Here is a 26427-nt window from a genome sequence, read left to right as displayed (position 1 = left end):
AAGACCCGACACCTGTGACTCAGCACACTAGACTGAGCCGCATGGTTTCTCAGAAGTGGTTTCGCGTCGCACTCGGTATGTTCCTCGTCGCCTGCGGCGCTAATCTCTTCGCCCCCATGGTCGTGGTCTACCAAACCACCACCTCCCTCGGGGTTCTGCAAACAACCTTCCTTTTTGGCATCTACGCCCTCGGCATCATGGTCGCTCTATTCATCGGTGGTCCGCTTTCGGATTCGCTAGGGCGCCGCGCCATCATGCGCCCAGCTGTCCTCACCACCACCGCCGGTTCCCTCGTTTTCCTCACAGGCGCAGGCGGCGCCTTCCTCCCCTTGTTGATCGGCCGCCTGTGCGCCGGTGCCGCCGTGGGCCTCGCCATGTCTTCCGGCGCGGCCTGGATCAAGGAGCTCAGCACACATCTGAGCGTTGGAGCCAAGCGTTCCTCCATAGCCCTGTCCGCCGGTTTCGCATCGGCGCCCGGCGTGGCTGGTATCGCCGCCGAGTTCCTCCCCTGGCCCACCGTTGTGCCTTATCTTTTGCATATCGGCCTAGCACTCATCGTGGTTCCACTCGTGTGGACGGTGCCGGAACCGAGATCTACACAGTCAGCTTCGAGGCGCCGTTCATTTGTCCCGACCAGCCTGATTACTCTCCACTACTTACCGGTGGTGGCCTACGCACCATGGGTCTTCGGCTCCGCCACCACCGCCTTCGTATTCCTGCCCGCGCAGCTCAGCGAGCACCTACACCACCCAGTTCTTGTCGCCGGCCTGTGCGCGCTTCTCACCATGGGCAGCGGCGTGGTTATCCAGCAACTGGCTGGCCGCATCCGCGTGACCTCGTTCCACGGCATGGCGCTGGCCGCAGTAGGAATGGCACTGTGCCTCGCCGTCCTCGCTGCGGCTCATCATGGTTGGGCAGTTTTTCTCCTGCCTATCGCGGCCATCATCATGGGCAGCTCCTATGGAATCGGCATGCTCAGCGGACTCGCGGAGACCCAAGCCATCGCCGACGCAGAGGAGCTCGGCGCAGCGACGGGGGTGTTTTATTCACTGACCTATCTGGGTTTCTTTGCGCCTTTCATCCTGTCACTTTTGGGCCCTGCCGTTGGCTATTCCACGGCCTTCGTCATCGGCCTCACCGTCGCGGTAGCGACCGCCGTAGCGCTGCGCCTCCATGTCAGGGGTAACCGGGGCTAATGTCATGGCCTACGCCTTATACTTGGGGCAGTTTAGGTCACACAATCTAACGCCACAAAGGAGATAAAACACATGGATTTCATCTCTCGCCACCTCGGCCCCGATGCGGCCGAGCGTGAGACGATGCTCAAGGCAGTGGGCTACGACAGCGTGGAGGCACTCGTCGATGCCGCCCTGCCCACCTCCATCCGCGCCACCGAGGCGCTGAACCTCCCGGAGGCTTTGAGCGAAGATGACGCGCAGGCGAAGCTCCGCGAGTACGCCTCCCAGAACGTCGTGCTGAAGTCCTTCTACGGCCAGGGTTATTCCGATACCCTCACCCCGGCGGTCATCCGCCGTGGGCTGCTGGAGGATGCCGGCTGGTACACCGCATACACGCCCTACCAGCCGGAGATTTCCCAGGGCCGCCTCGAAGCCCTGCTCAATTTCCAGACCATGATTGAGTCCCTGACCGGTCTTCCCATCGCGAACGCCTCGCTTCTCGACGAAGCCTCCGCCACCGCCGAAGCCGTCGGCCTCATGGCCCGCGCGGTGAAGAAGGGCCGCCGCGTGCTGCTCGATTCCCGCCTGCACCCGCAGGTTCTCGCCGTCGCTGCCGAGCGCGCCCGAGCCATCGAGCTCGAGGTCGAGATTGCTGATGTCCGCGATGGCATCGTCGGCGAAGACCTCGTCGGCGCCGTTCTGGCCTACACCGGAACCGAGGGCGATATCGTCGACCCCCGTGCCGCCATCGAAGAGCTCCACACCCGCGGCGCTCTTGCCGCCGTCGTGGCTGACCCCCTGTCGCTGCTTCTCTTGGAAGCCCCCGGTGAGATGGGCGCGGACGTGGTCCTCGGCTCCTCGCAGCGCTTCGGCGTGCCGCTCTTCTTCGGCGGCCCGCACGCGGCCTTCATGTCTGTTACGGACAAGCTCAAGCGCCAGCTGCCGGGCCGCATCGTGGGTGTGTCGAAGGACGCCGCCGGCCGCCCCGCCTACCGCCTCGCACTGCAGACTCGTGAGCAGCACATCCGCCGCGAGCGCGCGACCTCCAACATCTGCACCGCCCAAGCACTTCTGGCCAACGTGGCCTCCATGTACGCGGTGTACCACGGACCTGAGGGCCTCAAGGCCATCGCGCAACGCGTCCACGACCGCGCTTCTGCTTTCGCTGCGGCCGTCACCGACGCAGGCAAGGACATTGTCTCCCGCGACTTCTTCGACACCGTGACCGTCACCGGCGTGGATGCCGCGGCCATCAAGACCCAGCTTCAGGAGCAGGGCTACCTGGTGCGCGCCATCGGCACGGACAAAATCTCGGTCTCCTTCGGCGAATCCGCGACCAACAAGGATGTCAACATCCTCGCCGGCGCCTTCGGCGCCGAGGCTTCTTCCGAATCATCCGCTGACTCCGAGGCGGCGACCGCCGCCTCCTTCGAGATTCCGTCCTCCGTCCAGCGCGCCGAGGCCCCGCTGCGGCACGAGATCTTCAACTCCATCCACTCCGAGACCCAGATGCTGCGCTACCTGCGCACCTTGGCGGATAAGGACTTGGCCCTGGACCGCACGATGATCCCTCTGGGCTCGTGCACGATGAAGCTCAACCCCACCGCCGCGATGGAGCCCATCTCCTGGCCGGAATTCGCCGGCATCCACCCGTATGCCCCGGAGGAGACCACCGCGGGCTGGCGCGCGCTCATCGACGAACTCGAGTCCTGGCTCGCCGAGATTACCGGCTACGCCCAGGTCTCCATCCAGCCCAACGCCGGCTCCCAGGGCGAGCTGGCCGGCCTTCTGGCCATTCGCCGCTACCACGTGGCCAACGGCGATCACGGCCGCGATGTCATCCTCATCCCGGCCTCCGCGCACGGCACCAATGCGGCCTCAGCCACCTTGGCCAACCTGCGCGTCGTCGTGGTCAAGACCGCCGACGATGGCTCGATTGACCTCGCCGACCTCGACGCCAAGATTGAGCAGCATGGCGAGCACATCGCCGGCATCATGATTACCTACCCCTCCACCCACGGCGTCTTCGACCCCGAGGTGCGCGAGGTCTGCGACAAGGTCCACGCGGCCGGCGGCCAGGTCTACATCGACGGCGCCAACATGAACGCGCTAGCCGGTTGGGCCCGTCCGGGTGCCTTCGGCGGCGATGTGTCCCACCTGAACCTGCACAAGACCTTCACCATCCCGCACGGCGGCGGTGGCCCGGGTGTGGGCCCGGTGGGCGTCGCCAAGCACTTGGTGCCCTTCCTGCCGGCCGATGCCAACGACTCCAAACTGGATCCCTCGCAACCGACTGCGGAGACCACCGGCGTGCCGTCCACCGCATCGCGCTACGGTTCCGCCGGCGTGCTGCCAATTTCCTGGTCCTACCTGGCCATGATTGGCGCCCAAGGACTCACGGAGGCCACGAGCCACGCCATCCTCGGCGCAAACTACCTGGCACAGAGCCTGAAGGATTCCTTCCCTGTGCTCTACACGGGCAATGCCGGCCTCGTGGCTCACGAGTGCATCTTTGACCTGCGCGAGCTGACCGACGCCTCCGGCGTCACCGCCGCTGACGTGGCCAAGCGCCTCGTGGACTACGGCTTCCACGCGCCGACCCTCTCCTTCCCGGTGGCCGGCACCCTCATGGTGGAGCCCACCGAGTCCGAGGACCTGGGTGAGCTGGACCGCTTTATCGAAGCCATGCGCTCCATCCGCGCCGAAATCCAGGAGATCATCGACGGCCAGGTTGCCTACGAGGACTCCGTCATCCACCATGCTCCGTTCAACGCCGAATCCGTCGCGGCCGACGAGTGGGACTTCGCCTTCACCCGCCAGCAGGCCGCCTACCCGGTGACCTCGCTGCGCGCCAACAAGTACTTCCCGCCGGTGCGCCGCATCGACGAGGCTTATGGTGACCGCAACCTGGTGTGCACCTGCCCGCCGCCAGAGGCTTTTGACTACTCCGACGAGAACCAGGAGGTTTAATCAATGACTGACTACCTGCACTCCCCGCTGCACGCTGAGCACGAGAAGCTCGGCGCCACTTTCACGCCCTTCGGGCCGTGGGAGATGCCGCTGAAATATGACAACGAGCTTGAGGAGCACCGCGCGGTGCGCGGAGCCGCCGGCCTCTTCGACCTGTCCCACATGGGTGAAATCTGGGTCAACGGCCCGGACGCCGCCGAGTTCCTGTCCTACTGCTTCATCTCCAACCTGGTTCCCCTCAAGGTGGGCAAGGCAAAGTACTCCATGATCTGCGCCGAGGATGGCGGCATCATGGATGACCTCATCACCTACCGCTTGGAGGAGACCAAGTTCCTCGTCGTGCCGAATGCTGGCAACGCCGATACCGTGTGGGAGGCTCTCAACGAGCGCGCCGAGGGCTTCGACGTGGACCTGAAGAACGAGTCCCGCGATGTGGCCATGATTGCTGTCCAGGGCCCGAAGGCGCTGGAGATTCTCGTCCCGCTGGTGGAGGACACCAAGCAGCAGGCCGTGATGGACCTGCCCTACTACGCCGCAATGACCGGCAAGGTGGCGCGCAAGTACGCTTTCATCTGCCGTACCGGCTACACCGGCGAGGACGGCTTCGAGCTCATCGTCTACAACTCCGATGCCCCGGAGCTGTGGGAAGAGCTGCTCAAGGCCGGCGAAGAATACGGTATTAAGCCTTGCGGCCTGGCTGCGCGCGACTCGCTGCGCTTGGAGGCAGGCATGCCGCTCTACGGCAACGAGCTCACCCGCGACATCACTCCGGTCGAGGCCGGTATGTCCCGCGCCTTTGCCAAGAAGGAGCAGGACTTCGTGGGCGCAAAGGTGCTGCGCCAGCGCGCCGAAGAAGGCCCGCAGGCCGTTATTACCGGCCTGGTTTCCTCGCAGCGCCGCGCCGCCCGCGCCGGAGCGGAGGTCTTCGTTGGTGAGAACAAGGTGGGCACGGTAACCTCCGGCCAGCCCTCCCCCACCCTGGGCCACCCTGTCGCGCTCGCGCTCATCGATACCGCCGCAGGCTTGGAGGCTGGCGACGCCGTGGAGATCGACATCCGCGGCAAGCGCTACCCCTTCGAAGTGTCCGCGCTGCCCTTCTACAAGCGCGAGAAGTAAACTCCACTACTGAATCCATCTACCGAAAGGACATCCCTTCTCATGGCTAATCTTCCTTCCGATTTTTCTTACTCCGAGGACCACGAGTGGATTAACGCAGCTGCTAATTCCGTCGTCGGTTCCACCGTCCGCGTCGGCATCACCTCCGTGGCCACCGACCGCCTGGGGGAGGTCGTCTTCGCCGAGCTGCCGGCCGTGGGCGATACCGTCGAGCACGGCGAGACCTGTGGCGAGGTGGAGTCCACCAAGTCCGTCTCCGATCTGTACTCCCCGGTGACTGGCACCGTGACCACCGTCAACGAGGCCGTGCACGATGACTACGCCGTCATCAACAACGATCCCTTCGGTGAGGGCTGGCTCTTCGAGGTCGAGGTCACCGAAGCCGGCGAGCTGATGACCGCTGAGGAGTACGCCTCCGCCAACGGCGTGGCCTAAATCTGCGCTTGAACAGCGCGCATTCAGCCCCTGTCTGGCTGAATCTTCGCGGGGACTAGCATGGGTATCCATGACTGCTCCCCGTGAACCTTTCTTTCCCGCCAACCGCTCTATTCGCGCTTCCGACGAGCCACTGGAGATCCGCCGCTTGGGCCGCATGGACTACCAAGAGGCCTGGGATCTCCAGGCCGAGCTTGCCGCAGCGCGGGCGGCGGGCACGCAGGGTGATGTCATCCTCGTGGTTGAGCACCCCAACGTCTATACCGCCGGCAAGCGCACGCAGCCGGAGGATATGCCCGATAACGGCCTGCCGGTCATTGACGTTGACCGCGGCGGACGTATCACCTGGCACGGCGAGGGCCAGCTGGTTGTCTACCCCATCATTAAACTGGCCGAGCCGGTCGACGTCGTTGACTATGTCCGCCGCCTCGAGGAAGCCATCATCCAGGCCGTCCGTGAACTTGGAGTGAGCACCGCCGGGCGCATCGACGGCCGCTCTGGCGTGTGGGTTCCGTCCACCACCCGCGCCGCCGACCCGGCCGCTCCGAGGCGCGACCGCAAGCTGGGGGCGCTAGGCATCCGCGTTACCCGCGGGGTAACCATGCACGGCCTAGCGCTCAACTGCACCAACACCTTGGAGTACTACGAGCACATCGTGGCCTGCGGTATCGACGATGCCGACGTGTCCACGCTCTCGCTGGAGCTTGGCCGCGAGGTCACCATTCAAGAAGCGGAAGCGCCGCTTCTCGACGCCCTCCTCAAAGCCCTCTCCGGCGAACTCACCGTGGCCGACCACACCTTTGCTTCGGCGCCTGACCCCATCAAGGTGGCTAACGAGAAGGCCCGCCAAGCCCGCAAAGCAGCTGCAGGAAAATAGAAGCTCCCCTCGGTGGAATAAACCCGGCTCGTACAGGACTTGTATTAGGAAGAGCTAACTCTAACGCGTAAAGTGAGGTTCCGTGACTGTTAAGCCTGAAGGACGCAAGATGCTCCGCATTGAGAAGAAAAATGCGGAGTCGCCCATCGAACAGAAGCCACGCTGGATCCGCAACCAGGTTCGCACCGGACCGGGTTATGAGGACATGAAATCCCGCGTATCCGGAGCTTCCCTACACACCGTGTGCCAGGAGGCCGGCTGCCCCAATATCCACGAGTGTTGGGAATCGCGCGAGGCCACCTTCCTCATCGGCGGTGACAAGTGCACCCGCCGCTGCGATTTCTGCGATATCGCCACCGGCAAGCCGGAGGAATTGGACCGCGACGAGCCGCGCCGCGTGGCCGAGAACATCCAGGAGATGGATCTCAACTACACCACCATCACCGGCGTGACCCGCGATGATCTGCCCGACGAGGGTGCCTGGCTCTACGCCGAGGTTGTGCGCAAGATTCATGAGCTCAACCCCAATACCGGCGTGGAGAACCTCACCCCGGACTTCTCCGGTAAGCCGGATTTGCTCCAAGAGGTTTTTGAAGCCCGCCCTGAGGTCTTCGCCCACAACCTGGAGACGGTGCCGCGCATCTTCAAGCGCATCCGCCCGGCCTTCCGCTATGAGCGTTCACTCGACGTCATCCGCCAGGCCCACGACTTCGGTTTGATCACCAAGTCCAACCTCATCCTGGGCATGGGTGAAACCGCCGAGGAGATCGAGGAAGCCCTTCGCGATCTCCGCGAGGTGGGCTGCGACATCATCACGATTACCCAATACCTGCGCCCCGGTCCCCGCTTCCACCCCATCGAGCGCTGGGTGCGCCCAGAGGAGTTTGTGGAGCACTCCAAGCTTGCCAAGGAGCTCGGCTTCGGCGGCGTCATGTCCGGTCCGCTGGTGCGCTCCTCCTACCGCGCTGGCCGCCTCTACGTGCAGGCCATGGAGGCCCGCGGCCTCGAGCTTCCGGAGAACCTGAAGCACTTGGCTGAGACTTCCCAGGGTGCTACCGCCCAGGAGGCCTCCACGCTTCTGGAGAAGTACGGCCCCTCCGAGGAGACTCCGGTGACCACGCGTATGGTTAAGACCCCGGCTGGTGCAGCGAACCCGAACTCTGCGGCGTCCACTATTCGCTAGTTCGATTCTCTTTTTGACCCTCTGACCTCTAAAGTAGGAGCCATGGCTAACGACGACAAGGCATCGCTGAAGGAAGCGAAGAAGCAGGAGCGCGCGGCCAAGCGCGCCCAGCGCAAGCAAAACTGGTCACAAATGTGGCAAGCGTTCAACATGCAGCGCAAGCAGGACAAGGCACTCATCCCCATCATGCTGGCTGCATTCTTGGGCATGGGCTTGCTCTTCTTCCTAATCGGCATGCTCTTCAACGGCGAGTGGTTCATGCTCATCCTGGGCTTGGGCATCGGCGCCATCCTGGCCATGTTCCTGTTTACCCGCCGCCTCGAGCGCGATATGTACAAGAAGGTGGAGGATCAGCCTGGCGCCGCCGGCTGGGCTTTGGAGCAGCAGCTGCGCAACACCGTCGGTGTGGTGTGGAAGGTCAAGACTGGTGTGGCCGCTACCCGCCAGCAGGACCTTATCCACCGCGTTATCGGCAACTCCGGCGTCATCTTCGTCGTCGAGGGCGACCGCAAGCGCGTCGGCCCTACTCTTAACCGCTTGAAGAAGCGCGTGGACCGCATGGCCGGCGGCGTGCCGGTGTACGAGGTCTTCGTGGGCAATGGCGAGGACGAGGTTCCCGTGTCTAAGCTGCGCAGCCACATTATGAAGCTGCCGCGCAACTACAACAAGAACGAAACCTACGACAACATTCGCCGTATCGAGGCCATGGATGATCTGCCGGGCACCACCCCTGGTCTGCCCAAGGGCCCGATGCCCCGCCAGGCTCAGAACATGGCGGGCATGAACCGCCGTATGCGCCGCATGCAGGAGCGCAAGGGCGGCAAATAAGCCACTAGCTCCAAGCACAACCAGGGTCCCTTCCGAGAGTTCGGAAGGGACCCTGGTTTACGTTGCCTTCGAAGCCTCCCGGCCTTGTTGCCTCACGCACCCCAGCAGCTTTATCGCTGGTCCCAACAGCCTTAGGCCATGATGACGGCGGTGCCGGTGGCGCGGTCGTGGAGGCCGCGGCCGTCGGCATCGACCATCGCTGCGGGAAACAGCACGGCGGTCAGCAAGGTACGGACCACTGCACGCCACAGGCCGACGGAAGTGCCCGGCACGTCGAGGCGCGCCACGCCCATACCGAGCAACGCCATTCCCGGGGTGCGGGCGAACAGCCACCCGCAGACGATGCCCATGACTACCCACACTGCATAACCCAAGAAGGCGGGACCGCCCAGATTGTCGGTGAAGAGCTCGAGAACGTTGGCAATGATCATGGCCAAAATCCAGTCAATTAACACGCCGAACGTACGCCGCATTACCGACGCCAGGGCACCTGGCCCTTCCTTGGGCAAGCCCAATGCCTGCCCAGGCCACTGCCCCGACCCGATGCCATCGTTGTTATCTGCCATGCCCACCAATCTAGCCGCCGTCCATCCCGAGCAGAAATTTTGCCTTCAGGTGCCCACGCGTCCCAGTGATGCAGCCAATACCTGTAAACTAGTCGGGAGTACTACACGTCAACCAACAGGAGACCACCGTGTCCTTTGAGACAATCCAGGACGTCATCACATTCATCAAGGAAGAGGACGTCAAGTTCGTTGACATCCGCTTTACGGACGTCCCCGGCACCGAGCACCACTTCTCTATTCCGGCCGAGGAATTTACTGAAGACGCAGCCGCCGACGGCCTCGCCTTCGATGGCTCTTCCATCCGCGGATTCACCACCATCGATGAGTCCGATATGACGCTGTTGCCGGATCCGAAGACTGCCTTCGTGGATCCCTTCCGCACCGCGAAGACCCTGAACATCAAGTTCTTCGTCCACGACCCGTTTACTCTGGAGCCCTTTAGCCGCGACCCGCGCAACATCGCCCGCAAGGCCGAGGAATACCTCTCCTCCACCGGCATCGCGGATACCTGTAACTTCGGCGCTGAAGCTGAGTTCTACATCTTCGACTCCGTTCGCTACGGCACCGATGTCCACAACGGCTTCTACGAGGTTGATACCGACGAGGGCTGGTGGAACCGCGGCTCTGAGACCAACTTCGACGGCACCCCGAACACCGGCTTTAAGACTCGCGTGAAGGGCGGCTACTTCCCGACGGCACCCGTCGACAAGCACGGCGAAGTCCGCGATGCCATGGTGGAGCAGCTGCAGAAAGCTGGTTTCACCATCGAGCGCTTCCACCACGAGGTGGGCAGCGGTCAGAACGAGATTAACTACCGCTTCAACTCCCTGCTGCACGCGGCTGATGATATTCAGACCTTTAAGTACATCATCAAGAACACCGCTGAGCAGTTTGGTAAGTCCGTAACCTTCATGCCGAAGCCGCTGGCTGGCGATAATGGTTCCGGTATGCACGCCCACATGTCCCTGTGGCAGGACGGCAAGCCGCTCTTCCACGATGAGGCTGGCTACGCTGGCCTGTCCGACATGGCTCGCTACTACATCGGCGGCATCCTGGCCCACGCACCGGCTGTGCTGGCGTTCACGAACCCCACCCTAAACTCCTACCACCGCCTGGTTCCGGGCTTCGAGGCGCCGATTAACCTGGTGTACTCGCAGCGCAACCGCTCGGCTGCCATCCGCATCCCGATTACCGGCTCCAACCCGAAGGCCAAGCGCATCGAGTTCCGCGCGCCGGATCCGTCCGGCAACCCCTACTTCGGTTTCGCTGCCATGATGATGGCGGGCCTCGACGGCATCAAGAATCGCATCGAGCCGCACGCTCCGGTGGACAAGGACCTCTACGAGCTGCCGCCGGCAGAGGCCGCCTCCATCCCGCAGGCACCGACCTCCCTGGAGGCCTCCATCGCAGCACTCGAGGAAGACAACGACTTCCTCACCGAGGGCGATGTCTTCTCCGAGGACCTCATCGAGACCTACATCAACTACAAGCGCGAGAACGAGATTGCGCCGGTCCGCCTGCGTCCGACTCCGCAGGAATTTGAGATGTACTACGACTGCTAATTTCTGGCAGAATCGCCCTGATCTGAGAAATTACTTTCCCAGGTCAGGGCTTTTTCATGCCCGCAGATTTCAATGAAAATGGGCGAAAGCATCCGCCTTTCAGAATTGTGCGGGATTTCTGCGGGATCCGGCCTACACCGAAAGCGCTTCCCAGCTCACGAAAACACGCAACTCTGGCACGCTTCAAGGGGTATATTCATCCTGATCTCTCAGCTCTTTGTGCGCGTTTTTCCTCGCGTGTGAAAGGGCGCTCTCTTTACTCTCCAGACCCCTTTTGAGGTAGCACGTTGCGATAACTGTAGTCAGGGCCCGTTCGGTGCGGGTGCGTCGTTCAAGAAGCCAGTCGGGGAAGAAGGAACCACGGCGCAGCTTCGGGACGGCTATGCCGATAGAGCCCACCCTGGTATCGAGTTGTCGGTGACGGTAGCCGTTGCGGGAATTAGTGCGAGTATCGGACATGGTGGCGTAATCAGCACCGCAGACGCTATCGGCTTGGGCAGAGAGGATCTGATTGATGAAATCGCCAAGCATTTGGCGCATTAAGTCTGGGGAGACTTGGGGCAGCAGTTCTTCGAGATAGGCAGTCGGGTCGATATGATAGGGGCAGCGGCCATCGCGGTGGACTTCCTTTCGAGGATAGGTAGAAGTTGATTCGAAAGGTACCCGCGATGGTCGCCGCATTCGTTCACGGCACCGACATCACCGGGGCACAGATACACCACACTAAGGGACGCAACCCACCAAATTCCTAAATTAGAAGCAAATGCCCTGGCAGGCGCATCGGCAATTAGTTATGTAGTGGAGTCCTCGTCTGTATCTTTGTTTTTCGCAAATCGGCCACGAAGCCCTTTCGCGAGCCCCGTAGCATTGCTCCCAAGGCTGCCGAGCTGCTCTTTGGTTGCCTGAGCAGCTGTGCCTGCGATATCCCGTGCACTTACAGCCGCGCTTCCAGCTAATCCGAGTGCACTTTCAGACACGCCTTTGACAGAGGAGCCCAAGTCCGCGAGTCGCGTCGACCCTGACCGTTCGGCGATGTCGTTGGCCACCGTGACCATGGCGAGATATTCTGCGCCGTCGACACCCGGGGGCGGCAGTTCGCGCAGGTGATCCTTGAGACGCTGCGACTGCGTCCGCAAGGTTGCAAAGGTCATCGTGCCGGAGAGCGCACCGCCCAGCAAGGGGATTACCTTTGTGACTGTCTTCGCGAAGGAGTCTTTGGTGACCTTGACACCCACGAGCCTGAGGGTTTGCTTAACCACTGGGAACCAGGCGGTCTTGGTCAGAGCTTTTTGAGAAATCTGCTTCTGAATCGCGGGGCGAGCGACTTGTTTTGAGAATGCAATGAGGCTATTCGCGGCGCCACCCACGCCCATCATCACACCCAAGAAAACGGCGAGCTTGCCAACGGTTTCATCATCAGCTTCATCCATGTCGCCAAGCAGATCCTGCCAGCCGTACAGATAGGCGAGCTTTTGCATCACGCGGAATGCGTGCACATAGAACTGAGTGATGTCGCCAGGAACGGTGGCGGCCATTGCTAGGCCGCCTGGCAGGCCCGCCGTGAAAGAAATCGCTGCGGACTTGGTGGTCTCAAAGCTAATGGTCGAATCTGCAATTGAATCCAGCTGCGCCAAGGTTAATTCAGCATGTATTGGCGTGCTTCTCAGAGCCTGTGAAATGACGTCATTGGATACACCGACCTTGCGTAGCTCTTGCGCAAGGAATTTTTCGCGATCGATGCGCACCCCGCGAAGACGGATGATTTTCTTGAGAAAATCCATGGCGAATTTTTGCGCCGCTGCGTCCTGCTCGGCGGTCATTGTCTCTAGGTCTTGTACGTCCTCAAGCTCAGTGGGGACTTCGACTCCCTCGAGCGATTCTTCAACAAGTTCGCCATCGAGAATGTCATCGGTCAGTTCAAGAGATAAATCGTCGGGTTGCTGTGACATGAGACAGCCTTTCGTAATCAGGGAATGTGGACCAAATGTTACTGCAACGCCATGGTTTGCAGCTACAAAGTAAGAGGTACCTCTCAGCACTGGTTTCTTCCGCCCTAGGGCGAAATCGATGCGGGAGTGCGGAAGTAACTCGGAGAGATTCGCAGAAATCCAATTCGCTTCAATCCGGCTTAGGCTTTTGTGTCTGTGATGGGACAAAAGCAGTTCGCAAACGGGAGAAAACGCCAAAAGCCTAACTCGGCGTTGACCGAATTAGACTTGCGCGGACGGCCGGGAAGCGGCTACTCCACTGTGGGGCCTGCCCCCGGATAGTAGACACGTCGGGAGTTAGGCCCGAACAAGCCAGCGCGCAACGCGAACAACAGCAGCAGCAAACCAGCAACAGCACCAGCTCCGGCACCTGCCGCACCGCAGCAGAAAGCGCCCAGCATGGAGTGGGCAACCTTTGGCCCCTATGGTGGATTCATGGACTGCTCCCAGGCGCAAAGCATGTGGCCCTCCAACTCGACCGAGTGCTACCAAGGCGGCGACGGCAACTACTACTTCAACGGCCTACGGCAGGCAATGTGCTAGATACAGCTCACCGGCCGCCCTACTTCTTGGTGGAGCGACATTGAGGAATGTGGGGCCGCTTACTGAGCAGGCGAAATCGGAGTAAATTCACCGCTCTATCAGGCATGACGATGGGGCACGACACGAGCTAAACAACTACGCTAACCGCGTGACTACTAGATTCCGCCACTTACCGCCGCCCGGCCCCGCGTGGGGCGGCAGCCTCATGGGTACCTCCATCGTCTCTCGGCTGCTCGTTGAGGAGGGCATGCTGACAGGCTCCGCCGTTTTCGCAGCGCTATCCTGCATTATTCTCCTCGTGCTGACGGTTGGCTTTGCGCTATACCGCCAGCCCAGCTTCGCGCGAACCTCGATGGCTGAATGGTCCATGTATTTCATCGGCATCCTGGCGCTCGGCGCAGCGCTGTCCGGGTTGACGGATATCGGAACCTTCCGCCTCGTCGGCTTTTGGATCGGCGGACCCGTCACCGTCATCACGTGGGCTATTCAGCTCACCCGCTTCGACGGTGAACCGCGCTTTACCTGGGGTCTGCCGCTGGTTGGTCCCATGATTTCATCCTCCGTGGCTGGCTTCCTTGCCCTCGACTACGGACATGCCTACCACGTCATGGGCACCATTCTTTTCGTCATGTCGATCTCTACCGCGGTCCCCACCTTCATCCGCGTGTATTGGGCCGCTTGGCACGGCAAGGTAAATCTCTCCGGGGCCAACTCAGCTACCGCCTGGGTTCCGCTGGGCGTGGTGGGCCAATCCACCACCGCGATGCAGATCCTCTACCCCGGTCATGTTTCCGTCTATTACGGGCTGACCGCTATGGTGATCGCCGTCCCCCTCGCGCTCTATGCCATGATCACCTTCTACCCCAATGTGGCTCGCTGGGTGGACTACTCGCCCGCATGGTGGGCCTGCACCTTCCCGCCCGGGACAGTCAGCATGGGCGGGCACCAGGTAGCCCTAGTGAATGGCTCGGAGCTTCTCGACGTCATCGCGCTCAGCATCCCGTTGCTCCTCGTCGCGCACTGGTCTGCTTGCTCCTGCCGTTTCATTAGCTGGCTCATCGAAGGACGGCGCGCACAGCGAAGCGGAGCTAGCCCAATCTCGAACTAGCTCCGCAGTGCACGCTGTCAGGTGCTTAACAGGCTTTAGTTTTCAGCCTTGGTGAACTGAATGGCCTGGCCCTGGCTGCCCAGCGCGAAGGTGTTGCCCTCCACGGGGATAACGACTGGCTTTGCGGTGAGGATGGTGTTGAGCGCATCGGCATCAGCCATCTCATCCGGGGCGCAGGCACGCATCGTGGAGTTCAGGTTCTCCACCACGATGGCATCGGTCTGATCCAGCTTGTAGCTGCCGCCACCAGAGTTGCAGCCGTCATCGTAGGTTAGAGTTCCATCCTCATTGAAGGTCACGGAAATCGCCGGGTTCTTCTTGGCGGTGAAGGTGCCGTTGAGAACCTTCTGGGCCTCATCAGCCGGCAGCTTCTCCTGCAGACCGTCGATGTCTTCATACTTCTCAATCAAGCCAGAACCTTCCGGTGCTTCCGAATCCTTCGAGGAGGAGAAGGAGTCACCGAACAGGCGCGAGCTCAGCTCCTGAATCTGGCTGGACTTCACGGAGTCAGCGGAGGATGGTTCCTGCGCACCGGCAGTACCGGCACCCAGGACGCCGCCCGCGAGGGCGACGAACGCAGTTGCAGTGGTTACTTTCTTCAGTGTGCGTGAAATCATGACCCCGAAGCTATCGAGCACCGCCGGCAACATCAACCCACTTCATGCGTTTCTGATGATACTTTGCGGTAACTCCAACGATTCCCAGCCCACGGACAAACCTCAAAGAAAATACCTTTGAACTGGACTTTTAGCTGCGCTTAACGTAGCCCATCCGCGGACGGAAGCCCTGCGGGTGTTTCATCTGCGCCACGGCATCCCCGATGATCATGCGGTGGCGCGCGCTGACGGACGTCGGCATCTGCGCCACCGAGAACCACTGCGCGGCAAGGTTCTCTTCGTCGGAGACGACCGGCTCCGCATCATCCGGAACGGAGACACGGATGGAGGTGTCCATGAACATGCACTGATCCCCATTGGGACAGACCACTGGGCCCACCTGACCGACACCGAGGAGCGCTTCGATACGGCCGTCGAGCCCCACCTCTTCCTTGAGCTCACGCAACGCGGTCGTCGTGACTTCCTCGCCAGGCTCACAAATACCGGAGATGGGAGCCCACGTGCCGTTATCGGCTCGTTGGGCCAGCAGCACTGAAGGCAGCTCCCATATCGCAGAACCGGTAGGAACCGCCCGCACGATAACCGCGGTCACGCTGGGAAGGAAGAGCTGCTCGTGACCGATTTTCTCACGCAGGGACACAATAAAATCAGGAGTCGGCATGGGTTTAATATTAGCGCCTAAACCCGCTCCAGAATCTCCGGCAGGAGTGCCTCGATGTCGGAGGCAGCGGTAAAGGACATCTCCGCCGGCGACCCGTCGGCGCAGCCTTGACTGCTTGCCGCGGCTTCCGTCGTCCCCGACAGAACCCCGACGATCACGCCTTCAAAGGGGCTGCCCGGCGCGCCAAAGACCGGTGCCCCGGAATCACCATGCGTGGAACAGACTCGGGCACTCGCCGAGACGGTGTCCACCGTTCGGTCGCCAAACTGAAGTTTCCCGTGGCTTTCTCCATGTATTAGCGGTCCGCACGTCTCTCCTGTGATGCGCCCCAGCTTGCACACCTCATCCGGAAGCTCCTCCTGCCCCGCAGCGACCACGCTGGTAGGCATGTCCTGCGGGACATAAAACTCCGCCTGCCGCGTGATCTCCACCAAAGCGAAGTCGAGCTGGTGTGTGTCAGGTGAGCTGAGATCGGAATAGATGATGGTGCCGACGGGCTCCGCTGGGTACACGAATTCCCCATCCGCAGCGCCCGCCCACACCATATCCCCTGGCTCACCGCAATGGGAGGCGGTGACGGCGATGGTACGGGCGTCGTCAAGCACGAAGCTCCACGCCACCGTGCAGAGGTTGAAGTCAAAGGCTTCGCCGGGAACGGGCTGCATAGCAGAGATGTCGAGCGCCGCGCCCGGCGGCACCGGGGAGGCATCGGGCGTATGCGTCTGCGGCGGGGCCGGCGTCATAGTGGTGTACTCGGACGTGCTCGAGGCAGCTTCGGGAACGGGGTCAACCCCCATAGGCATTGAGCATCCACCCACTGCCAGCGCAGTCGCGCTGAGCACCACCAGAAGGTAAGGCCTAGTCCTCCTGAGCGGATGCAGCCTCACCCGGGTCCGCCTTGTGATCCTTGTTTTCCTTCTCCATCTCAGCAACCTGCTTCATGTCACGGATGAACTTCTCTGGGTCAAACTCGGTGAAATACTCCGGGCCCGAGAATTGTTCCTGTGCCATTGGCTTAAACCTCCGTGGTCTTGATGTATTGCGTGATGTAATCCTTCACCGCCGCCGCATCGTTGGGCAGATCCGTGACGTGGCGCTCGGCTTCCAGGATTCCGGCGAAACGCTCCGGCACCTCCGGTTCGCTGCCGATGGCTTCCGCGATGGTCTCCGCGAATTTCACCGGAAGCGCGGTTTCTAGGCACACGATGGGAGTGTCAACGCCGTACTCATCCTTGACTGCGCGGGCAACCTTGATGCCGTCGGCAGTGTGCGGATCCACCAGCACGTTGTAGCGCTCGTGGACATCCTTAATGGTGGCGAGGCGGTCCGCGTGGGTGGAGGAACCGGACAGGAAACCGTACTCGGCGCGGGCAGCGTCGAGCGCCTGCTTGTCGACGTTGAACCCGCCTTCCTTCACCTTCGTGCCAAACAGATCCTTGATTTGTGCGGCATCGCGGCCCAGCAGGTCAAAGGCGAAGCGCTCGAAGTTCGAGGCGCGGGAAATATCCATCGACGGCGAGGACGTCTTGTACGTCTGCTCCGAGGAGCGCGGGCGGTAGCTGCCGGTGCGGAAGAACTCATCGAGCACGTCGTTTTCGTTAGTCGCGACGATGAGGCGGTCGATGGGCAGCCCCATCTGGCGAGCGATGTGGCCGGCACAGATATCGCCGAAGTTGCCGGTGGGCACGCTGAAGGAGACCTTTTCGGTGTTTTCCGTAGTGACCTTGAGGTAGCAGTTGATGTAGTACACCACCTGCGCCATGAGGCGGGCCCAGTTAATGGAGTTCACCGCACCGATGCGGTTCTCGGCCTTGAAGTTGGCGTCGGCCGATACCGCCTTGACCACGTCCTGGCAATCATCAAACACGCCGTCCAGAGCGATGTTGCAGATATTCGGGTCATCCAGGCCGAACATCTGGGCCTGCTGGAAGGGCGTCATGCGTCCGGCCGGGGTCAGCATGAAGACGCGGATGCCCTTGCGCCCGCGCATGGCGTACTCCGCCGAGGACCCGGTATCGCCGGAGGTGGCGCCCAGAATGTTGAGGGTTTCGCCGCGGCGGGCCAACTCGTATTCGAAGAGCTCGCCCAACATCTGCATGGCCATGTCCTTGAAGGCGGCCGTCGGCCCTTCAGAGAGGTGACCAATGTACAGGCCCTCCCCCAGTTCGCTGACGGGGACGATCTCCTCGTGGTCAAACTTGGGGTAGGTATAGGCGCGCTGGGCAATTCCTTCGAGGTCTTCTGCGGGAATATCATCCACGAAGAGCTTGAGCACCTCCGCGGCCAAGGCCGCGTAGCCGTCCTCCGCCAAGGTCTGGCGCCAGTTAGTCAGGGTGGCGTCATCGATGCGGGGGTAAGTTTCCGGCAGGTAGAGGCCGCCATCAGGGGCCAGACCTCCAAGGAGGATATCCGTGAAGGAGGCGGGCTGGCGGTCGGTATCGCGGGTCGAAATGTACTTCACCCCCTGCATCTTAGTTGGTGACGCGTAAAGTATCAGCCATGTCGGTTCCTCATCCACGCAATGTAATTACCACGAAGGCTCTCTCTGTGTGGGTGGCTGCGGTGTTGGTCTATATCGTGGCGATGACCGGCCGCACGTCATTTGGCGTGGCGGGCCTCGAAGCCATCGATCGCTTCGAGGTCGACGCCTCCCGCATTGCCGTGTTCACCGCTGTGCAATTGGGTATCTATTCGCTGGCGCAGATCCCTACCGGGATGCTCATCGATAAGTTCGGGCCGCGGCGCCTGCTCGTCATTGGTTCCGTCATCATGGGCGTGGGTCAGGTACTCCTTGGCTTCACCAGCAATTATTGGGTAGCCATCGCCGCCCGCCTGCTCATCGGCGCGGGCGATGCCACCGCCTTCCTCTCCGTGATGCGTATTCTCCCCTACTGGTTCCCGCTGCACCGCACCCCCATGTTCACTCAGGTCACCTCGTCGCTTGGGCAGCTGGGCCAGTTCTTGTCCGCCCTTCCTTTCGCCATGCTGCTGGGCTGGGGCGGGTGGACCATGGCCTTCGTTAGCTTGGGTGCGGTGGGCATCCTCATCGCCGTTGCGGCCGCGGTGGCGGTGGCTGATTCCCCAGAATCCCTCGGCATCGTGCCCAAGCCGAAGGAAAAACCTAACGCGAAGCCGGAAAGCACAGCAGCGCTGTTATCCACCGTTTTCCGTTCCCCCGTAGCCTGGCAGGCATTCTTTATTCACTGGATCGGCCTGGGGGCCACCAACGTGTTCGTCATGCTATGGGGCGTGCCGCTGATGACTGCAGGCATGGATTTTTCTAAGACTAGCGCCGGCTGGATCCTGACGTGGTTTAGCGTGTGCATGGTGCTCGTCGGCCCACTGCACGGCAAGCTTTCCTCCAGGGCCAGCGGTTTCCGCCCGTGGCTCGCCTTAGGGTTTGTGGCTACCCACTGCGCGGTGTGGGCCTTGTTCTTCCTCTTCGGTGGCAGCTATCTCTCGCTGTTCATCCTCATCAGCCTGGTAGCCCTGTGCACACCGGTGGCAAATTACGGTTTCGACATTGTCCGTGAAAACCTCGACCGCACTGTCGTCGCCACGGCGACGGGCCTGGCCAATATGGGAGGCTTCATCGCCACGGTCATCGGCGCCCAGCTCGTCGGCATGGTTCTCGATCACTTGGGTAATGGGCCTGACTACCCCTTCCATGACTTCCGGCTCGCTGCTTGGGCAGTCTTTGTCGTGTGGTGCATTGGCATCGTGGGTGTTCTCATCACGCACATCCTGCGCGGCCGCGGCGAGGACGGCGGCCCGCACGTCACCATCGTGCAGGTTGGTTAGTTCAGGGCTGGGCTAGTGAAGGGCCGCGGCGCTGAACGCCGCCTCAAGGGGTACCGAATTGGCCACTTCGAAGACCCCGAGCCCACCGCCAATCGGAACGAGGACGGCAATGCTCACCCCCAGGGCGGTTCTGAGCAGCTCGCGTAGTTTTCGTTGTTTCTCCACCTCAACGCACCAACCTTTATCGATTCGTTATCTGTGCGTGTGAGCTTAAGATCCGCGGCTGCCAGGCAGATCCCCGTTGACTGCGTATCACCTGCCAGTCCCTGTGTGTTCGCGCCGGCACCCCAGCCGGGCTAGTTCATCGGGCTATTCGGCCGGGGTCGATTCCACGAGAATCGGGCCATCCACCGGGGCGACGACCCCGGCGTCAAAGGCGGCGAGCACACCCTTCGCATCATCTTTCGTAATTGCACCCGCCTCCACGGCCTTCTTGAGATCAGTCTCGAGGATCTGGCGGGAGCGGTACCTGTCCGATGCCACCGACAAGAGGCCGCGAGGAACCGATTCCGACGGGATCCCCAGTGCCTCTGCCAGCGAAACAATGCGGTCATTTTCAGCAGGGTCGAGCTGAACATCAACCGACTGATCCTGTGGGACGCCACCGTTGACCACCTGCTCCACGGTCAGTGCGCCCTCCGGCACCTGGTGCCGCTCTGTGGCCCACCAGCCTGCGCCGACGGCGGTGATGACAGCGATCACAACGAGGACCCACACGGCGATAAACTGCTTGGACTTCACGGCCACAACCTTAGACTTTTCTCACACCGCCGGCTTAATCCGCGCCAGGGCCAAAGGTCCCAAAAGAGGTACCGCGCGGGGGATGCGGCGAATCCAGGCGCTCGGACAGCGCATCAATGATGGACCGGATAGTTGACTCTGCGACGGAGCGATCGAGGCTGCTGCGGCGTGGGGTCTCTGGCTTCGGCTCAGGAGGGACAACGCGGGGCTTGTCGACGTCCAACCGCATCACCGTCCCCTCCACGCTCAGCGCGGCGGCGGGATCGCACCCGGCGGCTCGGGCCGCGGATAAGAATGCATCGAGATCAGCAAGCGTGGCAGCGTTGAGGTCGAGAGAAAGATTAAGGCTCATGGTGTTCTCCTTTTCGGCTCCTTGAAGGGCGCGGGGCAAGTGCCGCTCACTGCTGTCTAAGGCTAACGGCTTATCACCTGATTGAACAGGGGCGTGCGTTTAGTTCAGGGATAGATCCGGGTTAACTCAGGGTGCGGGTCAGGGAGGATACACACCTGCCCTCGCTGTGCTCTACTAATCGTGCTCGAATGACTCAGTCTCACCCCAAAACACCTCGTCGACTACCTTCCGGGCGTGCCGGGTGACTTTGAGGTAGTGCTCTAGGAATTGTTGGTTGTGCTCGGGCTCCCAGCCGGCCGCACCAGCCACTTGCGCCAGTTGGGGGCCCGGTGCCGGAAGCTGGTCCACGCGCTTGCCACGCACCAGTACCAGGGCGTTGCGGGCATCGGTGGCCAACAACCAAGCCTCCCGCAGCTCCCGCACTTGCTGGACTGGAATGACCTCGCTCTCTTCGAGGGCGTCGAGGACGCGCAGTGTGGAGGGATCATGGAGCGCCGGCACGTCGTGAGCATGCATCATCTGCAGCAGCTGGACGGTCCATTCGATATCGGTCAACCCGCCGCGCCCCAGCTTGGTATGGGTATTGCGGTCAGCGCCGCGCGGCAAACGCTCGTTATCAACGCGCGCTTTCATTCTGCGGATATCGCGGATGGTCTTCTCGCTTACGCCCTGCGGTGGATAGCGGAAGGCATCCACCATGGTGAGGAAACGTTGCCCGACGTCTTTGTCCCCCGCCACGAAAGCCGCGCGGAGTAGTGCCTGCATCTCCCAGGGTTCGCCCCACTGCGAGTAATAACGCTCATAGGACTCGATCGAGCGCACAACTGCTCCCGACCGACCCTCTGGTCGCAAGCCCAAATCAACGTCCAAGGGCGGATCCCCTGATGGTTTTGCCAAGCGGCGGCGCAGTTTCTCGATAATGCCAATTGCCCACGGCAGGGCTTCCTCTTCGGCATTGTCTTCGGTTGGCTCGGCCACCACGATGACATCGGCGTCCGAGCCAAAGCCCAGCTCCATGCCGCCGAGCCGCCCCATTCCAATCACGGCGATGCGGGCTGGTGGTTCGGCGTCATCGTTCTCCAGCCTCCAGGCCCTGACTTCGGCGCGCAGCGCGGCTTCCAGCACTGCATTCCAGATGGTGGACAGCTCAAAGCACACCTGCTGGACCGGCAAAAATCCCAGCAGATCCGCGGCAGCGATCCGCGCCAGCTCCGCGCGGCGAAGGGCTCGGGCTACCGACACGGCTTTGTCAGGGTCCGCGTGACGCTTGGTGGAATTAATCAAGGCGGAGGAAACTTGCGCCGGTTTGGTTTCCAATAGCTTGGGCCCTGCCGCGCCATCGGAGAGCTGCTTAACGACGTCCGGCGCGCGGATAATGAGCTCCGATGTAAATGGCGAGGTGCCCAATATCTTCATGAGGCGCTGGCCGACAACGCCTTCGTCACGAAGCATGCGCAGGAACCACGTTCGGTCGTAGGCCGCCTCAGACAGCTTGCGATAATTCAGCAGGCCCATGTCTGGATCGGCCGTGTTTGAGAGCCACTCCATCAAGGTCGGCAGCAGGATGGCCTGGATACGGGCCTTGCGTGACTGCCCAGCCGCCAGGGAGGTGAGGTGCTCGAAGGCGCGATCCGGGTGGCGATAGCCAAGTGCTGCCAGCTGCAAAAGCGCTGCTTCTCGCGACAATTTGAGCTCATCCGCAGACATCGACGCCACGGAATTCAACAGCGGGCGGTAGAACAAGCGCGAGTGCAGCTCAGAGATGAGCAGGCGAATTTTCCGCAGGTGGGCGTTCATCCGATCCGCTGCTGATTGATGCCCCTGTGGGTGAAATCCTGAATTGATGGCCAGCCACGTCAGCGCCTTGAGGTCATCTTTTTCCGGCAATGTGTGGGTACGGCGGAAGCGCTCCAACTGAAGGCGGTGCTCGAGCAAGCGAAGAAACTCATAGGCCTCGATGAGCTGGGTGCCATCTTCGCGTCCGACATACCCGGCGCGCACGAGCGCTGCGAGGGCATCGACCGTCGCCAGCGTGCGCAGCGATTCATCTGAGCGGCCATGAACCAATTGCAACAGTTGGACGGCAAATTCCACGTCCCGCAAACCGCCCTCACCGAGTTTGAGTTCGCGAAGGCGCATATCCTCCGGGACGTTGTCCAGCACTCGACGGCGCATAGCCTGGACGTCTTCCACGAAGGATTCCCTCTGCGATGCAGTCCACACCATGGGCCCAATCTGGTCGAGATAGTCCGTGCCCAAGGGCAGGTAGCCGGTCTGCGGCCGCGCCTTTAGTTGGGCTTGGAATTCCCACGTTTCCGCCCACCGCTTGTAGTAGGCCACGTGCGAATCCAGTGTTCGGACTAGTGCACCAGACTTGCCTTCCGGGCGCAGGTTGGCGTCGACCTCAAAGAAGCACGCCGAGCCGATTCGATTGAATTCTGACGCGAGACGGGTGATCCGTGGCGTTGCCTCCGAGCCCACGAAGATCACGTCCACGTCGGAGATGTAGTTCAACTCGCCCGCACCGCACTTGCCCATCGCGATGACTGCCAGCTGCGCATCGAGTGGCTGATCCTCGTAGACCACTCGGACAGCACCGGCGAGCGCTGCCGTCAAGGAGGCGTCAGCGAGGGCCGTCGTCAGCCGCGTGACTTCACGGAAGCCCACCCGCGGCTGCGGCCGTGACTGTCCCTTGCGCGAATGGAAAGTCCCTGCGAGGTCATGAGCGGCGATGCGCATCATGAGCGTTCGGTAAGCCACCTTGAGCGATGCTTTGTGGTCGCCAGGAGCCGCCCGGTATGTGCCGGGAGAGGTCAGATCGGGGCTCGCGGTATCAGGACGAGTGGGCGGCTCGGCGTACGTTGCCGGTTCCGCGCCTACCTCTTCCAACAAGGTGTGCAGCATTTCCGTGGGAGTCGGCAGCGGGCGCTGTAGCTCGCGCCAGGTCTCTGGGTGGGCGGCAAGGTGATCACCAAACGCCGAGGAGCCGCCCAACAGGGCCATCAACCGTACCCGGAAGGTTTCGTCTTCACGCATCGCCGGGCCAATCTCAGGCGCTGACTCGATGATCCTCATTAACGTATTGAGGGCCATATCGGGATCACCGGCTGCGGCTAGGGTCCACAGCAGCTCAAGGGACTCAGGATTATCCCACCCAAGGCGGGACAAGTCCTCCGCAGCAGTTGGCCGGGTAAGGCCAAGAGTTGCCGGGGACGGTACAGATGCTGGACGCATGCTTCTCCTAGAAATTCAGGTTGTTGCGCAACTCGAATGCGGTGATCTGCTGCTGATACTCGTGCCACTCATCCCACTTGGCGCGCAGGAAGTACTCAAAGACGTGCTCTCCTAGGACTTCCGCCATAAACTCAGAGCGCTCGAATTCACGGAGCGCCTGGTCCAAGCTGCTTGGCAGATCCTTGTACCCCATCGCGCGGCGCTCACGACGGGTCAGCTGATGGACGTCATCCTCGGCGGGATCACCAAGCTCATAACCTTCCCTGATTCCACGCAGGCCAGCGGCAAGCAACACCGCGTAGCCCAGGTAGGGGTTCATCGCTGAATCTAGTGAACGGATTTCAACGCGACGCGACATTTCTTTGGAAAGACGATAGGTAGGAACTCGAACCAAAGCCGAACGGTTGGAGATTCCCCACGTCACTGATCCCGGGGCTTCGCTGCCAAACATCAAGCGCTTGTAGGAGTTGGTCCACTGGTTGGTGATTGCGGTCATTTCCACAGCGTGTTCAAGGATGCCGGCGATAAACTGCCGCCCCGTACTGGAAAGTGAAATCTCATCGTCGGGGTCGTGGAAAGCGTTGGAATCTCCCTCGAAAAGGCTCAAGTGCGTGTGCATGCCCGAGCCAGAGCGATGCTCAAATGGCTTCGGCATGAATGTGGCGTGCACTCCTTGCTGGGAGGCAACCTCTTTAATGAGGTAGCGGAAAGTCATGATGTTGTCCGCCATGGACAGCACGTCGGCATGACGTAGGTCGATTTCCTGCTGCCCAGGTGAGGTTTCATGATGGCTGAATTCCGTGGCAATGCCCATGGATTCCAGCGCGTACATCGACCGGCGCCGGAAACTCGGTGCGTTATCGTGCGTGGCTTGGTCGAAGTAGCCTCCGTTATCGGTGGCAATCAGGGTATTGATATCGCGGGCGTCTTCCAAGAGATAAAACTCAATCTCAGGAGAAGCCTTGCACGTAAACCCTTCATTGGCAGCCTCAGTAACCTGACGGCGCAGAATGTGGCGTGGGTCCACCAGAGAAGGTTGCCCATCGGGCTGGGTAATGTCGCAGAACATGCGCGCCGAAAGAAGCTCTGGTTCTTCCTTGTCAAAGGGCATGATTTGGAAGGTTGAAGGGTCGGGCATAGCGATGGTGTCTGCCTCTGAGATGCGGGAGAACCCTTCCACCGAGGAACCATCGAAGCCAACACCTTCCTCGAAGGCAGATTCCAACTCTGAAGGGCTCATTACCACCGATTTCAGCGCCCCCAAGATGTCAGTAAACCAAAGGCGAATGAAGCGGATATCGCGTTCTTCAACTGTACGAAGGACGAATTCGTGTTGGCTGTTCATGTTCTAAACCCTACCGCCGCGGGCCCAAGGTAACGGCGGGAGTTGCATCTTTTGCCCCCCCGCCCCGCCAACTATTGCCCCAGTTGGCAAGAGTATCTCGGGGGCAAATTTTTTCGACTCTTAGGCCAGATGTCAACTTCACGTGCTTGAATGGCCCCACAACCGAACATATGTACCCATACAAACGGAACAGGAACAGCTATGAACAACCACCACGGAACCTTAAGCGCACGAGGACTCGAGCTCATTTGCCAAGCTGCCAGTCAAGGATGGTCACCTAAGGACTTACTCCACGTCCTAGGCAGCTTTTGCCACCCTCTTATTTATCGTGCCGCTGCTCATATTCCCGCGCAGATTAGTTCTACTGTGCTGCGCAAGGAATGGTTGAGCGTCTCCCCGCCTAACTCGATGACTATGTCGACCGATGACCTCATACGGCTCATTGACGCTACTTCCGCTCTGCCCCCGCTGCGTGACGTTGACGTGCTCGCAGCAGAGAAAACTAGTTCTCGGGCAAGCCAAGACAGCAAAGAGAACCGGATCCGCAACAAGATCACCCAACTTCTGCGAAAGGCTGAATCCACTCCTTATAAAGAGGAAGCCAGTGCGCTCATTGCCAAAGCACAGAGCCTTCAACAACGGCACCGCCTCGATGAGGCACTCGCCGAATCCCCGGACACGGTGATGTCCACACGCATCCGTATCAGCGCGCCCTATATCAACCACAAGACCACGCTTCTTAGCGTCATCGCGGATCGAAATGGATGCACCGTCCTCAAGCTTCACCCCAAGGGAATCATCACCGTCTTTGGCGCCGAGGCGGACATTGATCATGTCAGCGACCTGTTCGCTTCTCTCCTGCGGCAGTGCGAATGGCACATGACCCATGGGGAGGCAGCCGACAACGCGCGATTACTCGGCAATGTGGCGTCGTTTCGCCGAAGCTTCATTTTGGCCTACGCCACCCGTATTGGGGAGCTTTTGGAGGAAGCGAACGCCTCAATGGCGCCTCACGACGAGAAACAGGCAGACTCGGCTGCGGGTAGCAACGCCAAAAGGAAAGACGACGTAGCCCTCGCACAGCGTTCTTTATCAGCGGTGGAAGTGCGCAGACATAAGGCAGAAGCTTTAGCTGATCACCTCTTCCCTGATTCGCGAACCATCTCCTTAGCAATGAGGAACCATGCAGGGATGTCCGCAGGTACAACTGCCGCGGAGAATTCTCACTTGGGTGGTGATTCCTCGGGCCTGGGTGGGCGCCGCCAACTCACCGGTTAAGGACCAGCAAGGGTTGGCACATTTGCACTATTAGCCAGGTAACC

The 26427-nt window shown here is 61.1% G+C and carries 24 protein-coding genes and 1 pseudogene; 13 read left to right on the top strand and 12 right to left on the bottom strand.

Going from position 1 to position 26427, the window contains the following annotated elements:
* Positions 1–41 precede the first annotated feature (41 nt).
* From HMPREF2822_RS00875 to HMPREF2822_RS00845, 7 genes are all read left to right on the top strand, one after another.
* The gene (locus tag HMPREF2822_RS00875) at positions 42–1196 is read left to right on the top strand and encodes an MFS transporter (protein ID WP_070519780.1); all 1155 of its coding nucleotides are present in this window, start codon (positions 42–44) and stop codon (positions 1194–1196) included.
* A gap of 72 nt (positions 1197–1268) precedes the next feature.
* Entirely contained in the window at positions 1269–4148 is a 2880-nt protein-coding gene (gene gcvP, locus HMPREF2822_RS00870) for an aminomethyl-transferring glycine dehydrogenase (protein WP_070519778.1), read from the top strand.
* 3 nt (positions 4149–4151) lie between these two features.
* On the top strand, positions 4152–5264 hold the full coding sequence (gene gcvT, locus HMPREF2822_RS00865; protein ID WP_070519776.1) for a glycine cleavage system aminomethyltransferase GcvT: 1113 nt from the start codon (positions 4152–4154) through the stop codon (positions 5262–5264).
* A 42-nt stretch (positions 5265–5306) separates the two neighbouring features.
* Complete coding sequence (gcvH, locus tag HMPREF2822_RS00860) at positions 5307–5699, top strand: glycine cleavage system protein GcvH (RefSeq protein ID WP_070519773.1); 393 nt, start codon at positions 5307–5309, stop codon at positions 5697–5699.
* Positions 5700–5769: 70 nt separating this feature from the next.
* The gene (lipB, locus tag HMPREF2822_RS00855; protein WP_070519771.1) at positions 5770–6576 is read left to right on the top strand and encodes a lipoyl(octanoyl) transferase LipB; all 807 of its coding nucleotides are present in this window, start codon (positions 5770–5772) and stop codon (positions 6574–6576) included.
* 109 nt (positions 6577–6685) lie between these two features.
* A complete protein-coding gene (gene lipA / locus HMPREF2822_RS00850; RefSeq protein WP_070519769.1) occupies positions 6686–7759 on the top strand; it encodes a lipoyl synthase in 1074 nt (357 codons plus the stop codon).
* A 42-nt stretch (positions 7760–7801) separates the two neighbouring features.
* On the top strand, positions 7802–8587 hold the full coding sequence (locus tag HMPREF2822_RS00845) for a DUF4191 domain-containing protein (RefSeq protein WP_070519767.1): 786 nt from the start codon (positions 7802–7804) through the stop codon (positions 8585–8587).
* Positions 8588–8718: 131 nt separating this feature from the next.
* Here HMPREF2822_RS00845 and HMPREF2822_RS00840 read toward each other — a convergent pair whose 3' ends face one another.
* On the bottom strand, positions 8719–9153 hold the full coding sequence (locus HMPREF2822_RS00840) for an RDD family protein (RefSeq protein ID WP_070520142.1): 435 nt from the start codon (positions 9151–9153) through the stop codon (positions 8719–8721).
* A gap of 128 nt (positions 9154–9281) precedes the next feature.
* Between HMPREF2822_RS00840 and glnA the strand changes: the two genes are divergently transcribed.
* Entirely contained in the window at positions 9282–10715 is a 1434-nt protein-coding gene (gene glnA, locus HMPREF2822_RS00835; RefSeq protein WP_070519765.1) for a type I glutamate--ammonia ligase, read from the top strand.
* Positions 10716–10988: 273 nt separating this feature from the next.
* Here the strand turns inward: glnA and HMPREF2822_RS00830 are convergent.
* Positions 10989–11309, bottom strand: a pseudogene (locus tag HMPREF2822_RS00830) (transposase); the annotation flags it as partial.
* A 197-nt stretch (positions 11310–11506) separates the two neighbouring features.
* Entirely contained in the window at positions 11507–12664 is a 1158-nt protein-coding gene (locus HMPREF2822_RS00825; RefSeq protein ID WP_070519761.1) for an EcsC family protein, read from the bottom strand.
* 438 nt (positions 12665–13102) lie between these two features.
* Between HMPREF2822_RS00825 and HMPREF2822_RS13265 the strand changes: the two genes are divergently transcribed.
* The gene (locus HMPREF2822_RS13265) at positions 13103–13246 is read left to right on the top strand and encodes a hypothetical protein (RefSeq protein ID WP_158011570.1); all 144 of its coding nucleotides are present in this window, start codon (positions 13103–13105) and stop codon (positions 13244–13246) included.
* 148 nt (positions 13247–13394) lie between these two features.
* Complete coding sequence (locus HMPREF2822_RS00820; protein WP_083299150.1) at positions 13395–14354, top strand: TDT family transporter; 960 nt, start codon at positions 13395–13397, stop codon at positions 14352–14354.
* A gap of 35 nt (positions 14355–14389) precedes the next feature.
* On the opposite strand, the gene HMPREF2822_RS00815 is transcribed toward HMPREF2822_RS00820, so the two are convergent.
* From HMPREF2822_RS00815 to thrC, 5 genes are all read right to left on the bottom strand, one after another.
* Entirely contained in the window at positions 14390–14971 is a 582-nt protein-coding gene (locus tag HMPREF2822_RS00815; protein ID WP_232755530.1) for an META domain-containing protein, read from the bottom strand.
* 130 nt (positions 14972–15101) lie between these two features.
* The gene (locus HMPREF2822_RS00810; RefSeq protein WP_070519754.1) at positions 15102–15632 is read right to left on the bottom strand and encodes an NUDIX hydrolase; all 531 of its coding nucleotides are present in this window, start codon (positions 15630–15632) and stop codon (positions 15102–15104) included.
* 17 nt (positions 15633–15649) lie between these two features.
* Positions 15650–16429: a trypsin-like serine protease gene (locus tag HMPREF2822_RS00805; protein WP_232755529.1), complete on the bottom strand. Its 780-nt coding sequence runs from the start codon at positions 16427–16429 to the stop codon at positions 15650–15652.
* Between the two features lie 61 nt (positions 16430–16490).
* On the bottom strand, positions 16491–16643 hold the full coding sequence (locus HMPREF2822_RS13440; protein WP_167595809.1) for a hypothetical protein: 153 nt from the start codon (positions 16641–16643) through the stop codon (positions 16491–16493).
* Positions 16644–16647: 4 nt separating this feature from the next.
* Complete coding sequence (thrC, locus tag HMPREF2822_RS00800) at positions 16648–18093, bottom strand: threonine synthase (protein ID WP_070519752.1); 1446 nt, start codon at positions 18091–18093, stop codon at positions 16648–16650.
* A 38-nt stretch (positions 18094–18131) separates the two neighbouring features.
* Between thrC and HMPREF2822_RS00795 the strand changes: the two genes are divergently transcribed.
* Together HMPREF2822_RS00795 and HMPREF2822_RS13790 are read left to right on the top strand one after the other, a co-directional pair.
* Positions 18132–19433, top strand: a complete 1302-nt coding sequence (locus HMPREF2822_RS00795) for an MFS transporter (protein WP_070519750.1) — start codon at positions 18132–18134, stop codon at positions 19431–19433.
* A 15-nt stretch (positions 19434–19448) separates the two neighbouring features.
* Positions 19449–19580 (top strand): hypothetical protein, encoded by a 132-nt coding sequence (locus tag HMPREF2822_RS13790; protein WP_255362876.1) that lies wholly within the window; start codon positions 19449–19451, stop codon positions 19578–19580.
* Positions 19581–19742: 162 nt separating this feature from the next.
* Here the strand turns inward: HMPREF2822_RS13790 and HMPREF2822_RS00790 are convergent, their stop codons facing one another.
* The 4 genes from HMPREF2822_RS00790 to HMPREF2822_RS00775 all read right to left on the bottom strand — a co-directional run bounded on the left by HMPREF2822_RS00790 (position 19743) and on the right by HMPREF2822_RS00775 (position 25105).
* Complete coding sequence (locus tag HMPREF2822_RS00790; RefSeq protein WP_227485674.1) at positions 19743–20174, bottom strand: hypothetical protein; 432 nt, start codon at positions 20172–20174, stop codon at positions 19743–19745.
* Between the two features lie 34 nt (positions 20175–20208).
* On the bottom strand, positions 20209–20526 hold the full coding sequence (locus HMPREF2822_RS00785) for a hypothetical protein (protein WP_070519746.1): 318 nt from the start codon (positions 20524–20526) through the stop codon (positions 20209–20211).
* Between the two features lie 174 nt (positions 20527–20700).
* Positions 20701–23760 (bottom strand): bifunctional [glutamine synthetase] adenylyltransferase/[glutamine synthetase]-adenylyl-L-tyrosine phosphorylase, encoded by a 3060-nt coding sequence (locus HMPREF2822_RS00780; protein ID WP_070519743.1) that lies wholly within the window; start codon positions 23758–23760, stop codon positions 20701–20703.
* Between the two features lie 7 nt (positions 23761–23767).
* Complete coding sequence (locus tag HMPREF2822_RS00775) at positions 23768–25105, bottom strand: glutamine synthetase family protein (protein WP_070519741.1); 1338 nt, start codon at positions 25103–25105, stop codon at positions 23768–23770.
* A gap of 366 nt (positions 25106–25471) precedes the next feature.
* Between HMPREF2822_RS00775 and HMPREF2822_RS00770 the strand changes: the two genes are divergently transcribed.
* A complete protein-coding gene (locus HMPREF2822_RS00770) occupies positions 25472–26383 on the top strand; it encodes a DUF2786 domain-containing protein (RefSeq protein WP_232755528.1) in 912 nt (303 codons plus the stop codon).
* The last annotated feature ends 44 nt before the right edge of the window (positions 26384–26427 follow it).

The organism is Corynebacterium sp. HMSC062E11 (genome assembly GCF_001811845.1).
Lineage (GTDB): Bacteria > Actinomycetota > Actinomycetes > Mycobacteriales > Mycobacteriaceae > Corynebacterium > Corynebacterium hesseae.
Note: the sequence above shows the minus strand (reverse complement) of the source record. Positions and strands in the feature narration are given on the sequence as shown.

What these genes read in the sequence shown, in the direction of transcription:
- HMPREF2822_RS00840 (WP_070520142.1), bottom strand. Translation starts at nt 9,153, where the DNA reads ATGGCAGATAACAACGATGGCATCGGGTCGGGGCAGTGGCCTGGGCAG.
- HMPREF2822_RS00805 (WP_232755529.1), bottom strand. Translation starts at nt 16,429, where the DNA reads ATGGGGGTTGACCCCGTTCCCGAAGCTGCCTCGAGCACGTCCGAGTAC.
- lipB (WP_070519771.1), top strand. Translation starts at nt 5,770, where the DNA reads ATGACTGCTCCCCGTGAACCTTTCTTTCCCGCCAACCGCTCTATTCGC.
- HMPREF2822_RS00825 (WP_070519761.1), bottom strand. Translation starts at nt 12,664, where the DNA reads ATGTCACAGCAACCCGACGATTTATCTCTTGAACTGACCGATGACATT.
- HMPREF2822_RS00810 (WP_070519754.1), bottom strand. Translation starts at nt 15,632, where the DNA reads ATGCCGACTCCTGATTTTATTGTGTCCCTGCGTGAGAAAATCGGTCAC.
- HMPREF2822_RS00875 (WP_070519780.1), top strand. Translation starts at nt 42, where the DNA reads ATGGTTTCTCAGAAGTGGTTTCGCGTCGCACTCGGTATGTTCCTCGTC.
- HMPREF2822_RS00815 (WP_232755530.1), bottom strand. Translation starts at nt 14,971, where the DNA reads ATGATTTCACGCACACTGAAGAAAGTAACCACTGCAACTGCGTTCGTC.
- HMPREF2822_RS00775 (WP_070519741.1), bottom strand. Translation starts at nt 25,105, where the DNA reads ATGAACAGCCAACACGAATTCGTCCTTCGTACAGTTGAAGAACGCGAT.
- HMPREF2822_RS13440 (WP_167595809.1), bottom strand. Translation starts at nt 16,643, where the DNA reads ATGGCACAGGAACAATTCTCGGGCCCGGAGTATTTCACCGAGTTTGAC.
- HMPREF2822_RS13265 (WP_158011570.1), top strand. Translation starts at nt 13,103, where the DNA reads ATGGAGTGGGCAACCTTTGGCCCCTATGGTGGATTCATGGACTGCTCC.
- HMPREF2822_RS00785 (WP_070519746.1), bottom strand. Translation starts at nt 20,526, where the DNA reads ATGAGCCTTAATCTTTCTCTCGACCTCAACGCTGCCACGCTTGCTGAT.
- HMPREF2822_RS00780 (WP_070519743.1), bottom strand. Translation starts at nt 23,760, where the DNA reads ATGCGTCCAGCATCTGTACCGTCCCCGGCAACTCTTGGCCTTACCCGG.
- lipA (WP_070519769.1), top strand. Translation starts at nt 6,686, where the DNA reads ATGCTCCGCATTGAGAAGAAAAATGCGGAGTCGCCCATCGAACAGAAG.
- gcvP (WP_070519778.1), top strand. Translation starts at nt 1,269, where the DNA reads ATGGATTTCATCTCTCGCCACCTCGGCCCCGATGCGGCCGAGCGTGAG.
- HMPREF2822_RS00845 (WP_070519767.1), top strand. Translation starts at nt 7,802, where the DNA reads ATGGCTAACGACGACAAGGCATCGCTGAAGGAAGCGAAGAAGCAGGAG.
- gcvH (WP_070519773.1), top strand. Translation starts at nt 5,307, where the DNA reads ATGGCTAATCTTCCTTCCGATTTTTCTTACTCCGAGGACCACGAGTGG.
- HMPREF2822_RS00795 (WP_070519750.1), top strand. Translation starts at nt 18,132, where the DNA reads ATGTCGGTTCCTCATCCACGCAATGTAATTACCACGAAGGCTCTCTCT.
- gcvT (WP_070519776.1), top strand. Translation starts at nt 4,152, where the DNA reads ATGACTGACTACCTGCACTCCCCGCTGCACGCTGAGCACGAGAAGCTC.